The 13,880-nt window shown below is 73.9% G+C and carries 10 protein-coding genes, 1 pseudogene and 1 riboswitch; of the genes and pseudogenes, 7 read left to right on the top strand and 4 right to left on the bottom strand.

Annotated features, from left to right (window positions below; all coding sequences use genetic code 11):
* Positions 1 to 32: 32 nt before the first annotated feature.
* From ABZ810_RS40340 to speB, 5 genes are all read left to right on the top strand, one after another.
* Positions 33 to 1,397 (top strand): hypothetical protein, encoded by a 1,365-nt coding sequence (locus tag ABZ810_RS40340; RefSeq protein ID WP_358412197.1) that lies wholly within the window; start codon positions 33 to 35, stop codon positions 1,395 to 1,397.
* 165 nt (positions 1,398 to 1,562) lie between these two features.
* The gene (locus ABZ810_RS40345; RefSeq protein ID WP_358412198.1) at positions 1,563 to 2,495 is read left to right on the top strand and encodes a DUF4397 domain-containing protein; all 933 of its coding nucleotides are present in this window, start codon (positions 1,563 to 1,565) and stop codon (positions 2,493 to 2,495) included.
* Between the two features lie 73 nt (positions 2,496 to 2,568).
* A complete protein-coding gene (locus tag ABZ810_RS40350) occupies positions 2,569 to 3,192 on the top strand; it encodes a class F sortase (RefSeq protein ID WP_358412199.1) in 624 nt (207 codons plus the stop codon).
* 77 nt (positions 3,193 to 3,269) lie between these two features.
* Positions 3,270 to 5,246 carry a serine/threonine-protein kinase gene (locus ABZ810_RS40355; protein WP_358412200.1) on the top strand — a complete coding sequence of 659 codons (1,977 nt, stop codon included), beginning with the start codon at positions 3,270 to 3,272 and terminating at the stop codon, positions 5,244 to 5,246.
* 14 nt (positions 5,247 to 5,260) lie between these two features.
* Positions 5,261 to 6,331, top strand: coding sequence for an agmatinase (gene speB / locus ABZ810_RS40360; RefSeq protein ID WP_358412201.1), 1,071 nt, complete (start codon positions 5,261 to 5,263; stop codon positions 6,329 to 6,331).
* On the opposite strand, the gene ABZ810_RS40365 is transcribed toward speB, so the two are convergent.
* Together ABZ810_RS40365 and thiC are read right to left on the bottom strand one after the other, a co-directional pair.
* Positions 6,291 to 7,967, bottom strand: a complete 1,677-nt coding sequence (locus ABZ810_RS40365) for an ATP-dependent DNA helicase RecQ (protein ID WP_358412202.1) — start codon at positions 7,965 to 7,967, stop codon at positions 6,291 to 6,293. The two genes, speB and ABZ810_RS40365, sit on opposite strands and share 41 nt — an antisense overlap.
* A 53-nt stretch (positions 7,968 to 8,020) precedes the next feature.
* Positions 8,021 to 9,754 (bottom strand): phosphomethylpyrimidine synthase ThiC, encoded by a 1,734-nt coding sequence (gene thiC, locus ABZ810_RS40370; RefSeq protein ID WP_358412203.1) that lies wholly within the window; start codon positions 9,752 to 9,754, stop codon positions 8,021 to 8,023.
* A riboswitch (TPP riboswitch) is annotated at positions 9,750 to 9,863 on the bottom strand. (Overlaps the previous gene by 5 nt.)
* Positions 9,864 to 9,962: 99 nt before the next feature.
* On the opposite strand from thiC, the gene ABZ810_RS40375 reads away from it, so the two are divergent.
* Together ABZ810_RS40375 and ABZ810_RS40380 are read left to right on the top strand one after the other, a co-directional pair.
* Positions 9,963 to 11,195, top strand: coding sequence for an amidohydrolase (locus ABZ810_RS40375; protein WP_358412204.1), 1,233 nt, complete (start codon positions 9,963 to 9,965; stop codon positions 11,193 to 11,195).
* A 75-nt stretch (positions 11,196 to 11,270) separates the two neighbouring features.
* Positions 11,271 to 12,458, top strand: a complete 1,188-nt coding sequence (locus ABZ810_RS40380; RefSeq protein WP_358412205.1) for a histidine kinase — start codon at positions 11,271 to 11,273, stop codon at positions 12,456 to 12,458.
* On the opposite strand, the pseudogene add reads toward ABZ810_RS40380, so the two are convergent.
* Both add and ABZ810_RS40390 read right to left on the bottom strand, forming a co-directional pair.
* Positions 12,427 to 13,253: pseudogene (add, locus tag ABZ810_RS40385) on the bottom strand (adenosine deaminase). The gene ABZ810_RS40380 and the pseudogene add sit on opposite strands and share 32 nt — an antisense overlap.
* Entirely contained in the window at positions 13,250 to 13,777 is a 528-nt protein-coding gene (locus ABZ810_RS40390; protein WP_358412206.1) for an NUDIX hydrolase, read from the bottom strand. Before ABZ810_RS40390 ends, add begins: the two are co-directional and overlap by 4 nt.
* Positions 13,778 to 13,880: the final 103 nt, after the last annotated feature.

Consider the following 13,880-nt stretch of genomic DNA (forward strand, 5'->3'; position numbering starts at 1 on the left):
GGAGACTGATCTCCCACCCCAAGGAGAGCGTCATGCCCCGACGCCGACGCAGGTTCCTCGTTCTCCTCGCCGGACTCGCGCTCGCGGCCGGCACGGCCGTGGCTCCGGCCGCCGCGCCCGCGGTGGCGGCCGGCGACCGGGTACCGGACGACCAGCCGCTGCCCGGCTACACGATCGTCAACCCGCCGCTGGCGCCCGCCCTGGTGGACGGGCGGCCGTCCCGGGTGCTGCAGGGCGTCCACCGCCACGCCGCGTACGACATCGAGATCCCGCCCCGATGGAACGGCGAGCTCGTCATGTACGCGCACGGCTACGCCGGCCAGGGCAAGGTGCTCACCGTCCAGCCGCCGGGGTTCGGGCTGCGCCAGCGGCTCCTCGACCAGGGCTACGCGTGGGCGGCCTCGTCGTACTACGCCAACGGCTACGACGTGCGCGCCGGGGTCACCGGCACCCACGACCTGGCCGTGCGATTCGGCGACCTCGTGCGCGAGCCGCGCCGGACGTACATCGTCGGCGTCTCGATGGGCGGCCACGTCACCGGCCGCTCGCTGGAGGAGTACCCGCGCTTCTACGCCGGCGGCCTGCCGATGTGCGGGGTGCTGGGCGACAACACGCTGTTCGACTTCTTCCTCGACTTCCACCTGGTGTCCCAGGGCCTGTCGGGCGTGCGCGCCTACCCGCCCGGCGACGACTACCTGGGCGTCACCGTCCCCAAGATCCAGGAGGCCCTCGGCATCGACGGCCTGACCCCCGGCTCGACCGAGATCTCCAGCCCGCTGGGCAAGCAGTTCCGCGCGGTCACGGTGAACCGCAGCGGCGGCCCGCGCCCAGGCGCCGACAGCGCGTTCTCGGTCTGGAAGGACTTCCTGTTCTCGCAGGGCGGCCCGGCAACGGGCACGGTGGCCGAGGACCCCGGCCAGGTGGCGGCCAACGCGGGCACCCGCTACACGCCCAACACCCCGGTCGCCATCGACCGCGTGGTCCAGCGCGTCCGGCCCGAGAACCCGCGGGCGCGCTACTCCCCGTTCCTCACGCAGTCGCCGCAGATCTTCGGCGTGCCCCGGGTGCCGGTGCTGAGCCTGCACAACCTCGGCGACCTCTTCGTGCCGTTCTCCATGGAGCAGGCCTACCGCGACGACGTCGCCCGGCACGGCCGGACCCGCCTGCTGGTGCAGCGCGCGATCCGCGCCACGCAGCACTGCGAGTTCTCCGCGGCCGAGGTGGGCGCCGCGTGGGACGACCTGAGCCGCTGGGTGCGCGACGGGAGGCGCCCGGCCGGTGACGACGTGCGCGACCCGGCGACCGTCGCCGCGGCCGGTTACGGCTGCCGTTTCAGCGATCGCGCAGCGTATGCGGCCGGAAGCGGAACCCGCCGGCTGTACGCGCCATGTGAGTAACCGGGCGGTGGCCCAATGTGGCCGATGACGCTTTGGGCCACCGTATTGCCCTGTAACAGTGCTTTGCATTGAAATGTTGCCCCATTCGGAGCGTGACGCGTCGCTCACCTTGAGCTCGCCGAGCGCGCGCGTCCCGCCGCCTTCAGGCCCCGCAGGGAGCAACGCATGCAGACATCTGTACAGCTCCGGCTCCACCGTCCGGGTGAGGGCCCGGGCACGCTCGCCAAGGCCGCCCGGGCCGGCGCGGTCACGGTCCTGACCGCCGGCACGGTCGGCCTCGGCGCCGCACCGGGCTCGGCCGCCCCGTCTCAGGGATACGTCCGCCTCGCCCACCTGTCCCCGGACACCCCCGCCGTCGACGTCTACCTCTACTCGGGCAAGGGCGCGCTCGACCGGCGCCACCAGCGGCTCGTCCTCCGGCACGTCGCCTACGGCGCGCTCTCCCCCTACCAGCGCCTCAACGGCGGCACCTACACGGTCGCGATGCGGCCGGCCAACGCGGCGGCGTCGAGCAAGCCGGTGTTGTCGGCCGAGGTGCGGGTGCGCGACGGCGCGGCCTACACCGTCGCCGGGATGGGCCCCTACAAGGGCATCAAGCTGCAGGTGGTCGACGACTCGGTCGACCTGCCCGCCGGGTGCGCGGCGGTACGGGTCATCGCCGCCTCGCTCAAGGTCCCGAGCGTCGACGTCAGCCTCGGGGGCACGCGGCTCGCCAGCGACCTGCGGTTCGCCTCCGTCGCCCCGTACGAGATCGTGCCCGCCCGGACGGCGCAGGTGCGCGTGCGCGGCGAGTCGGGGCAGCGGGCGGGCACGCGGGTCGCGTTCGGCGCGGGCTCGGTGCACACGGTGGTCGTCCTGGACGGCAAACCCGGCCTCAAGCTGCTGTCGCTCGTCGACGTCGCGCAGGGTTCGCAGACGCCGACCGGCGGCGTGAACGCCGGGCTCGGCGGCATGGCCGGACGCGCCGGAACGAGCGGCACCGGCGGGGCGGGGGAGACCGGCGACGGCGGCCGGACGGCCTGGACCCTGGCGGGGCTCACGGTCGTGGCCGCGGGCGCCGGCGCGGTGGTGCTGGTCAGATCGCGCCGCCGTGCCTGACCTGCCCCGTGCCGGAGCCGTGCCTGACCTGCCCCGTGCCGGAGCCGTGCCTGACGTGCTCCGTGCCGGAGCCGTGCCTGACGTGCTCCGTGCCGGAGCCGTGCGCACGCTCTCGTTGTGCCTGGTCCTGGCCGCCTCGGCCGCGGGTTGCGGGGGCGGCGGCCCGGAGCGGCCGGCGTCCGGGCCCACGCCGGGCTGGTCCGCGGTACCCGGCCAGGCCGCGCGGGAGTCGGCCCGGCCGAGGTACGCGGGCATCGGCGACCCGGTCGAGCTGCGCGTCCCGTCCATCGGCGTCCGGACCTCGCTGGAACGGCTGCGGATGGGGCCGGACGGCGAGCTGCGGTCGCCGGTGGACCCGGCCCGGGCGGGCTGGTTCGCCGGCGGCGTGCGGCCCGGCCGGCCGGGCCCGGCCGTCGTCGTCGGGCACGTCGACTCCACGACGGGTCCGGCGGTCTTCGCCGGGCTCGGCGGGCTGCGCCGCGGCGCGACCGCGCAGCTCTCCGATGCGCGCGGCAGGAGGGCGGTCTTCCGGGTGGAAGAGGTGCGCTCGTACGCGAAGGCGGGCTTTCCGACCAGGGAGGTGTACGGCCCGACGCCCGATCCGCAACTACGGCTCATCACCTGTGGCGGCGGTTTCGACCATGCGACGGGGCACTACAAGACCAACGTCGTGATTTATGCCGTCTTGGACCATTGAGTCAGCTCACCAGAATGCGTGATCCTTGAGGCACTCGCATTCGATGGGTCGCGCGTCACCGGAAGGCGGGCTTCCCCATGACCGAGAAACCCGGTCAGCTGGTCGCCGGTCAATACCAGCTCGTCGCGGAGATAGGCCGCGGCGGGTTCGGCGTCGTGTGGCGGGCCCGGCACGAGCGCCTCGGCCGGGACGTCGCGGCCAAGAAGCTCTTCCTGGTCATGCACACCGGCGTGCTGCCCGCCGACCAGTGGCAGGAGCGCAGCCGCCGCACGTTCCGGGAGGCCAGGTCGGCGGCGCGGATCGTCCATCCCGCGGCGGTCCGGATCTACGACGTGGTGGAGCACGAGGGCGACCCGTGGATCATCATGGAGCTCGTCGACGGCCGGTCGCTCAACGCCATCGTGCGAGGCGAGGGGCCGCTGCCGCCGCGCCGGGTCGCCGAGGTCGGGCTCCAGATCGTGGGCGCCCTGAACGCGGCGCACAAGGCGGGCGTGGTGCACCGCGACGTCAACCCCGCCAACGTGCTGATCGGCCGGCGCGGCGCCGTGCTGACCGACTTCGGCATCGCCGTCATCCAGGGCGACCCGTCCCTGACGCACACCGGCGTCGTGATGGGCGCCCCCGCCTACACCGCGCCCGAACGGGCCCGCGGCGAGCAGGCGGTGCCCGCCTCGGACCTGTGGTCGCTGGGCGCCACCCTCTTCTACGCGGCCGAGGGCGGCCGTCCCTTCCCGGGGCCCAACGCCAACGCCGTCCTCTACTCGATCCTCACCAGCGAACCGCCGGCGCCGCGCCTCGCCGGCCCGCTGAGCCCGATCATCAGCGGGCTGCTCCACCGGGACGCGGCCGAACGGCTCACCGCCGACCAGACGTCCGCCATGCTCGAGAACCTGCTCCAGGACGACGCCGTGTGGGACGCCGCCCCGCCGCCCGCGATGGACCGGAGCGGCACCGGTGGCGACCAGCGCGTCATCGTGACCGACCCGATCCGCGACGAGGGACCGCCGCCCGCGCGGCACCGGCTCCTTCCCGCCCGTGCCGCGGGAGGGCGGCGCCGCGTCCTCGCGCTGTCGCTCGTCCCCGCCGTGCTCCTCGCCCTGCTCATCGGCCTGTCTCAGCGCGACGGCCCTCCGGCCGCAGGGCAGGACCCGCAGGGCGCCACCTCCGGTCCGGGCACCGCGCAGACGCCGCGGATGCTGGCGGCCCTGGCGGGCCGGCGCGTCTACACGCTCGCGTTCAGCCACGACGGGCGCACGCTGGCCGCCGGGGGAGACGGGCAGGCCGTCCGCCTCGTGGACGTCGCGGGCCACCGGCAGCGCGGCGAGCTGCGCGGGCAGAAGTTCGCGGTGTTCAGCGCCGTGTTCAGCCCGGACGACCGCACCCTCGCGGCGGGCGCCTACGACGGCGAGGTGATCCTCTGGAACGTCGCCGACCGGCGCCGCAAGACCACCTTCGAGGCGGCGGGCACCAGTGTCGGGTCGCTGGCGTTCAGCCCCGACGGCAGGCTGCTGGCGTGCGCCGACACCGACCAGGTGCGGCTGTGGAACACCGCCGACAAGGACTGGAGCACGCTCAGGAGCGCGGAGGAGGGCACGTTCACCGTCGCGTTCAGCGGGCACGGGCAGCTGGCGGTGGCGGGCAAGGAGACGATCCGGCTGGTGAACGCCAGGTCGGCCGCGGCCAGGAGCGTGACCCTCACCCGGATCGAGTCGCTGGTGTCGAGCCTGGCGTTCGACCGGGCCGGCACCACCCTCGCCGCGGGCGGCTACGACGGGCGGGTGCGGCTCTACGACACGGTGAGGCGGCGGGCGATCCGCACGCTCGGCGGCCACGTCGAGAGCGTCAACGCCGTCGTCTACAACCCGCGCGCCCCGACGGTCGCCTCGGCGGGCGGCGACACGGTCCGGCTGTGGGACGCGGCGACCGGCAGGCTCACCGCGACGCTGCGCAACGACGGCTCCGTGGTCAACGCCCTGGCGTTCAGCCCCGACGGGCGCACGCTGGCCTCCGGCGGCGAGGACGGCACCGTCCGGCTGTGGGCGATCACGCCCTAGTTATCCTGGGGCGCATGAGCCGTTACGGTGCGCAGTTCGGCCCGGACATCACGTTCCTCGGCGTCGGGCGCTGCGACTGGGCCGAGCCGTCCACCTACGCCGGCGCCGACGTGGTCATCCTCGGCGCGCCGTTCGACGGCGGCACCTCGCACCGCGCGGGCACCCGGTTCGGGCCGCAGTACATCAGGCAGGCGTGCTACCTCCCGCAGGACGGGTCGCGGCCCTCGCTCGCGCTGCGCGTCGACGCGCTCGGCGACCTGAAGGTCTACGACGCCGGCGACGTCGAGATGTTCTCCGGCGACGCCGAACGTTCCGTCCGCGACCTCCAGGAGGCCGTCCACGCGGTCACCGCGGCGGGCGCGATCCCGCTGGTCCTCGGCGGCGACCACACCATCGCCTGGCCCGACCACGCCGGCGTGGCGCGGCACCTGGGGCAGGGGCGCGTCTCGATGATCCACTTCGACGCGCACGCGGACACCGGCGACACCGAGTTCGGCTCGCTGGTCGGGCACGGCACGCCCATGCGCCGCCTCATCGAGTCGGGCGCGCTGCGCGGCGACCGGTTCCTGCAGATCGGGCTGCGCGGCTACTGGCCCGGCCCCGAGATCCTCGCCTGGATGGCCGAGCGGGGCATCCGCTCGTACGAGATGACCGAGATCGTGGCCCGTGGCCTCGACGCATGCCTCACCGAGGCGTTCGCCACCGCCACCGACGACTGCGACGGCGTCTTCCTGTCGGTCGACATCGACGTCTGCGACCCCGGCCACGCGCCCGGCACCGGCACGCCCGAGCCCGGCGGCCTGAGCGCCCGGCAGCTGCTCGACTCCGTGCGCCGCGTCGCCTACGAGCTCCCCGTGGTGGGCATCGACGTCGTGGAGGTCTCGCCGCCCTACGACCACGCCGACATCACCTCGCTGCTCGCCAACCGCGTCGTCCTGGAGGCGCTGTCGGGCATCGCCCGCCGCCGCCGCGACGCCGCCGGGGGCACCGCCTGGGACCCCCCGGCGGCCGCTGCTCGACGGCCGCTGACCCGCCCGCGCCGGCTCAGGCGACCGACTCGCCCGATCCCGCCGGCGCCTGGGTGAGCAGCCCGTCGCGCTGGACCGCGTCCAGCGACAGGGTCTTGTAGCCCTCGTCCTCGAAGAGGACGGTGATCCGGTCCGGCTCGGTGCGCATGACCGTGCCCGGGCCCCACGAGACGTGGACGACCTCGGAGTGCAGGGGGAACGGGCCGCGCTCCTCGGCCGCGACCTCGACGGTGCCCGCGCCGCAGTTGTCGCAGGCGCCGCAGGAGGGCGGGCACGCCTCGCCGAAGTACTCCAGCAGGTAGCGGCGACGGCAGCCGGTTGTCTCGGCGTAGCCGCGCATCATGTCGATGCGCGTGTCGTCCACCCGGCGCCGGCTCTCGTCGAGCTCCACCGCGCCGGCCACGGCCTTGTCCGGTTCGGGCCCGTTCTCGGCGTAGCGCAGGCCGCCCCGCTCGTCGATCTCGATCGCCTCGGCGTACTCCAGCAGGTTCACCAGCCCGGTGAGCTTGGACGGGCCGATGCCGAGCGTCGTGCGCAGCTCCTTGGGCTCGACGGTGCCCCGGTGGGCGTGCACGAGCACGGCCACCCGGTGCAGCATCTCCTCGTCGGCCTTGCCGGCCGCGAAGAAGCGGCGCAGGCCGAGATCCTCCGACCGGTAGTACAGGACCGCCTCGGCCGGCTCGCCGTCACGCCCGGCGCGCCCGATCTCCTGGTAGTAGGAGTCCGGCGACTCCGGGGGCGCGGTGTGCAGGACGTACCGCACGTTGGGCTTGTCGATCCCCATGCCGAACGCGGACGTGGCGACCACGACGTCGAGCCCGTCGCCGGTGAACAGCCCGTGCACCCGTTCCCGGGCGGACGCCTTCATGCCCGCGTGATAGGCCTCCGCGCGCATCCCCAGGCCCGCGAGCTCCGCCGCGTAGGTCTCCGCGTCACGCCGCGTCGCCACGTACACCAGGCCGAGCCCCTCGCGGGAGGCCGCGTCCTGCGCGAGCGCCCGCCGCTTGGCCCCGTCGTCGGCGAAGCGGCGGACCTTCAGCGAGATGTTGGGCCGGTCGAACCCCCGGATGACCTGCCGGACGTCGCGCAGCCCGAGCGCCGCGACGATGTCCTCGCGGACCGGCGGCGACGCGGTGGCGGTCAGCGCGATGACCGGAGGGTGGCCGAGCCGTTCGATGACCCGGCCCAGCTGGAGGTAGTCGGGCCGGAAGTCGTGGCCCCAGGCCGAGACGCAGTGCGCCTCGTCGACCGCGATCAGCGACGGCCTCGCCGCCAGGAGCCGGTCCACGACCTCGGGTTTGGCCAGTTGCTCGGGAGCGAGGAAGACGTACTCGGCCTTGCCCGCCCGCACCTGCTCCAGCGAGTCCGCGCTGGAACCGGCCGGCTGGGCCGAGTTGACGGCGACCGCGCCGCCGGCGTTCCGCCGGGCGAGCACGAGCATCTGGTCGCGTTGCAGCGCGATCAGCGGAGAGATCACGATCGTCGGGCCGTCCAGCAACTGGGCCGGCACCTGGTAGGCCGCCGACTTGCCGCTGCCGGTCGGCATCACCACCAGGACGTCGCGCCCCCGGAGCAGGTGCTCCATCGCCTCGCCCTGGCCCGGCCGCAGCTCCCGCCAGTCGAAGACCTCCCTGGCGACGCGGCGGATCCGCCGCCGGCCGGTGAACCTGCCCCATCCATCTCGAACGCCCATCGATCACCTCCGTGGTGCGCGCTGTGTTACCCCGAGGCCGTGGACTTAGTCCGTCAGCCGTCGGCGGGCGCGACGGGAAGGTAGACCGTGCCGCCGGAGGCCTGGAACTCGGCCGATTTCTCGCGCATTCCGGCGGCGAGCGCGTCGGCGCCGGTGAGGCCGTTCTCGTCCGCGTACCTGCGCACGTCCTGGGTGATCTTCATCGAGCAGAAGTGCGGACCGCACATCGAGCAGAAGTGCGCGGTCTTGGCCGGGGCCGCGGGCAGCGTCTCGTCGTGGAACGAGCGGGCGGTGTCCGGGTCGAGGGAGAGGTTGAACTGGTCCTCCCAGCGGAACTCGAACCGGGCGTCCGACAACGCGTCGTCCCACGCCTGGGCGCCCGGATGCCCCTTGGCGAGGTCGGCGGCGTGCGCGGCGATCTTGTACGCGATCACGCCGGCCTTGACGTCGTCGCGGTCGGGCAGGCCCAGGTGCTCCTTGGGCGTGACGTAGCAGAGCATCGCGGTGCCGTACCAGCCGATCATCGCGGCGCCGATGGCCGAGGTGATGTGGTCGTAGCCGGGCGCGATGTCGGTGGTCAGCGGCCCGAGCGTGTAGAAGGGCGCCCCGCCGCACCAGTCCTGCTGGAGGTCGACGTTCTCCTTGATCTTGTGCATCGGGACGTGCCCCGGGCCCTCGTTCATGACCTGGTTGCCGTACTCGGCGGCGATCGCGGTCAGCTCGCCCTGCGTGCGCAGCTCGGCGAACTGCGCCTCGTCGTTGGCGTCGTGGATCGACCCGGGGCGCAGGCCGTCGCCCAGCGACCAGGTGATGTCGTACGCGGCGAAGATCTCGCACAGCTCGCGGAACCGGGTGTAGAGGAAGTTCTCCTGGTGGTGGGCCAGGCACCAGGCCGCCATGATCGAGCCGCCCCGGGAGACGATGCCGGTCTTGCGGCGGGCGGTGAGCGGCACGTACGGCAGCAGCACGCCCGCGTGGACCGTCATGTAGTCGACGCCCTGCTCGGCCTGCTCGATCACGGTGTCGCGGAAGACGTCGAACGTGAGCGCGGCGGGGTCGCCGCCGACCTTCTCCAGCGCCTGGTAGAGCGGGACGGTGCCTACCGGGACGGGGGAGTTGCGCAGGATCCACTCCCGGGTGGTGTGGATGTCGCGGCCGGTCGACAGATCCATGATCGTGTCGGCGCCCCAGCGGGTCGCCCAGGTCATCTTCTCCACCTCGTCCTCGATGGAGGACGCCACCGCCGAGTTGCCGATGTTGGCGTTGACCTTGACCAGGAAGTTCCGGCCGATGATCATCGGCTCGATCTCGGGGTGGTTGACGTTGGCGGGCAGCACGGCGTGCCCGGCCGCGAGCTCGGCGCGGACGAACTCCGGCGTCACGCCCTCGCGCAGCGCGACGTACTCCATCTCCGGCGTGATGTCACCCCGGAGCGCGTACGCGCGCTGGGTGACCGGCCCGCCGGACGCCCTGCGCGGGCGGCGCGCGGCGAACGCGGCCCGGTCGCGCAGCGGGTCGGCCGGCTTGCGGCCGTCGTCCTCGGGACGCGCGGGACGGCCCTCGTACTCGGCCGTGTCGCCCCGCTCGGCGATCCACCCGGCGCGCAGTGCGGGCAGCCCGCGCCGCACGTCGGTCTCGTACGCGGGGTCGGTGTACGGCCCCGAGGTGTCGTACAGGACCACGGCGTCCCCGTTGGTCAGCGGCACCTCGCGCATCGGCACCCGCAGGTCGGGGCGCGAGCCCTGGAGGTAGGTCTTGCGGGAATGTGAAACCACGGTGTCGTTCATGACGACTCGATCTCTCCCTACGCCGGCATTACCCGGTCAGGTTCCAGCGGTCAGCGGCCGTCCCAGCCGCTATCTCAGCCCGGTTCGCCGGGCCCCCGCGATCTGTCGTGCCCGACGTTAACCCGGCGGACCCCGGTTGCCGCAACCGCGTCCGGCGCGGTATTCGCGTGCGCGGCGACGGGGTATCAGCCGTCACGGGGGGTAATCAATGTCGACCGACGCAGTGGCCGGGCTGGACGAGATCCGGCCCGCCCTGACCGATCTCTACAAGGATCTCCACGCGCATCCGGAGCTCTCGTTCGCCGAGCACCGCACCGCCGGGGTGATCGCCGAACGGCTCACCGGGCTCGGGCTGGAGGTGACGACCGGCGTCGGCCGGACCGGGGTGGTGGGGGCCCTGCGCAACGGCGCCGGGCCGATGGTGCTGCTGCGCGCCGACTTCGACGCGCTGCCGGTCACCGAGCGCACCGGGCTGCCGTACGCGAGCGAGACCGACGGCGTGATGCACGCGTGCGGGCACGACATGCACGTGACCTGCCTGCTCGGCGCGCTCGACCTGCTGAACGGGGCGCGCGACTCCTGGTCGGGCACGGTGCTGGCGGTCTTCCAGCCCGCCGAGGAGATCGGCGCCGGTGCCCGCGCGATGGTCGACGACGGGCTCTACGACCGGTTCGGCCGGCCGGACGTCGTGCTGGGCCAGCACGTCGGGCCGTTCCCCGCGGGCTGGCTGGGCGCCCACGCCGGGCCGGCCTTCGCCGCGACGGACGCCCTGGACGTGCGGATGTACGGGCGGGGCGGGCACGGCTCGCGGCCGGAGACCACGATCGACCCGGTCGTCATGGCGGCCGCGACCGTCATGCGCCTGCAGACCGTGGTGTCGCGCGAGGTCTCGGGCAACGACACCGCCGTGGTGACGGTGGGGGCGATCCAGGCGGGCACCAAGGACAACATCATCCCGGACGAGGCCGAACTCAAGATCAACATCCGGACGTTCACCGAGGCCGTGCGGGGCAAGGTCCTGGCGGCGGTGGAGCGCGTCATCAAGGCCGAGGCGGCCGCCTCCGGCGCGCCGCGCGGCCCGGAGATCGGCACGGAGTACACCTTCCCCGTGGTGACCAACGACCCCGCGGCCACCGAGCGCACGATGGCGGCGTTCCGCGACCGCTTCGGGGCCGACCACGTCATCGACCCCGGGCCGGCGACGGGCAGCGAGGACGTCGGGCACTTCGCCACCTCGGCCGGGGTGCCGATCTGCTACTGGCTCTTCGGCGGCTGCGACCCGGAGACGTTCCTGACGGCGCTGAAGAACGACCGGGTGGAGCAGGACGTCCCGTCCAACCACTCGCCGGGGTTCGCCCCGGTCATCGAGCCGACGGTGACCGCCGGCGTGACCGCGATGGTCACCGCCGCGCTCACCTGGCTCGGCCCCGCGGCGGGCTGACGGCCGGCACCCTCGGGACACACCGCGACGGGCACCCGGCCGGAGGTCAAGGGAGGGGTCGGCTACGGTATTGGCGTGGTGAGCGTGCGCGGGATGCGGCCGGAGACGGTGGACGGCCTGATCGCTGCCGTCCTGGCGGGCGCGGCGCTGGCGGTGACGCTGGCCTGGCCCGACGAACGGACCCTGGACGCCGGCGGGCTGGCCCTGCTGATCGGGATGCACGTGCCCCTGGTGTGGCGGCGGCGCGTGCCCGGCGTCGTGCTGCTGGCCTTCCTGGTGCTCGTGCTCCCGTTCCACGTGCTCGGCTACCAGCACCACGCGGTGGTGCCCGCCACGATGCTGGCGCTCTTCACCTACGCCCTGATGGGACGGCGCGTCCGGGCGGCCGTGACGTGCGGGGTCGTGCTGCTGGCCATCTGCGCGGTCACGTTCGCGATGCGGGCGGGCGGCAGCAGCGGCATCGAGCAGATCGGCGCGCTGGAGGCCATCGTCGCCGCGATCATCGCGGTGCAGGGCTGGCGCGTCTACAAGGCCCGGCTCGCCGCCATCACCGAGCGCGCGGAGCGGGCCGAGCGCACCCGCGAGGAGGAGGCGCTCCGGCGCGTCGCCGAGGAGCGCCTGCGCATCGCCCGCGACCTGCACGACCTGCTCGCCCACACCATCACCGTCGTCGGCGTCCAGGCGGGCGCCGCGGCCCACCACGTGGCGGGCGGCCGGCCCATCGACCGCGACGAGCTCGCCGGGACGCTCCGCGGCATCGCCGCCACCTGCCGGGACGCGCGCGCCGAGGTCCACGCGACGCTCCAGGTGCTGCGCACCACCGACACGCCCGGGATCCCGGGTCAGACGGCCGTCGGGCTCGACGGCCTCGGCGACCTGGTCGCCGCCGCGCGCGCGGCGGGGCTCGACGCCGTGCTGGACGACGGCGGCGACGGCGAGCCCGAGGCCGCGATCGGCATCGTGGCGCACCGGATCGTGCAGGAGGCGCTGACCAACGTCATCAAGCACGCCGGGGCCACCGCGGTCGAGGTCCGGGTCGAGCGGGACGGCGGTGAGCTCCGGCTGACCGTGACCGACGACGGCCGCGGGGCCGGGGGACCGCCCGGGGCGGGGTTCGGGATCGTCGGCATGACCGAGCGGGCCCGCAGCGTCGGCGGGACGGTCCGCGCCGGATCGGCCGGCGGCCGCGGCTTCGTCGTGGCCGCCGTCCTGCCGATGACGGTGGAGGACGTCACCCGAAGCGGTGCGTCTCGACTTCCTTGAGATAGGCGCGGCGCTCCTCGCCGGAGATGAACGCGGCCTCGAACGAGTTGGCCGCCAGCCGCCGCAGGTCCTCGTCGCCCAGGCCGGCCTCGGCGCGCAGCGCGTCGAAGACGTCGCCCGCGTACCCGCCGAAGTAGGACGGGTCGTCGGAGTTGGCCGTCACCAGCAGCCCGGCCGCCGGCATGCGCGGCATCGGGTGGTCGGCGAGCCGGTCGACGACGCGCAGCCGCACGTTCGACAGCGGGCAGGCGGTCAGCGGCACCCGGTCCCGGACGAGCCGCTCCACCAGCCGCCCGTCCTCCAGGCTCCGGACGCCGTGGTCGATCCGTTCGGCGCCGAGCACGTCCAGCGCCTCCCAGACGTACTCCGGCGGCCCCTCCTCGCCCGCGTGCGCGACGCGTCGCAGCCCCGCCTCGCGGGCCCGGTCGTACACCTCGCGGAACTTCGACGGCGGGTGCCCGGCCTCGGCCGAGTCCAGCCCGACGCCGATGACCAGGCTTCCGAACCAGGGCCGGGCGCTCTCGAAGGTCTCCAGCGCCGACTCCGCGGGCTCGTCCCGCAGGAAACACATGATCAGCCGGGTGGTGATCCCGTGCCGGGCCGGGGCCGCCTCCAGGGCGCGGCCGAGTCCGGCCAGAACGGTGCCGATCGGCACGCGTACGCCGCGCGCAGCTCGTCCGCCGAGCCGTAGGGCAGATCGACCCCGTTCCTCGCGGCGAACGCGAACGCCTGCTCGGGCTCGAGCGTTCCCTCGATATGCAGATGGAGTTCCGCTTGGGGAACGGGGGCGGTCATCCGGCGCCTCCGGCGGCGAGATACAACAGAGCCGCCATGGTAGAAGCTTGTCCGATATGCCCCTGCCCGGCCAGTTCGCGGACCGACGACAGCGGGACCCACTCGATCCGCTCGGCCTCGACGTCGGTGGGCTCGCCGACGCGCACCGCCCCGTCCGCGCGGAAGATGTGATGAACGCCATCATGGATGCCGGGCGAGGGGCGGACGTCGAGCAGGTGCCGGATCGGCCCGGCCTGCCATCCGGTCTCCTCGACCAGCTCGCGCGCGGCCGCCTCGGCGGGCTCCTCGCCCAGCTCGACCCGGCCGCCGGGTATCTCCCACCCCCACTGGTCGGTGATGAACCGGTGCCGCCAGATCAGCAGCGCCCGGCCCGCCTCGTCCACCGCGACCACCCCGGCGGCGGGCCTCACCCGCAGCAGGTGGTGGTCGAACCGGCGCCCGTCGGGAAGCTCGACGTCGGCCAGCCGTACATCCATCCAGGGGCTCTCGTACAGGGCCCGCTCGCCGTGCAGCGTCCATCGCATAGCCGGACGCTATCGGGGGCTTTCAAAATCCTTACCGGTAGGGTCAGGATCATTGGTGCAGGGAGGGAGCAGACCGCCGGTGAGCGCTGAGGTCGACAGGGAA

This window comes from Spirillospora sp. NPDC047279 (assembly GCF_040643285.1).
Classification (GTDB): domain Bacteria; phylum Actinomycetota; class Actinomycetes; order Streptosporangiales; family Streptosporangiaceae; genus Spirillospora.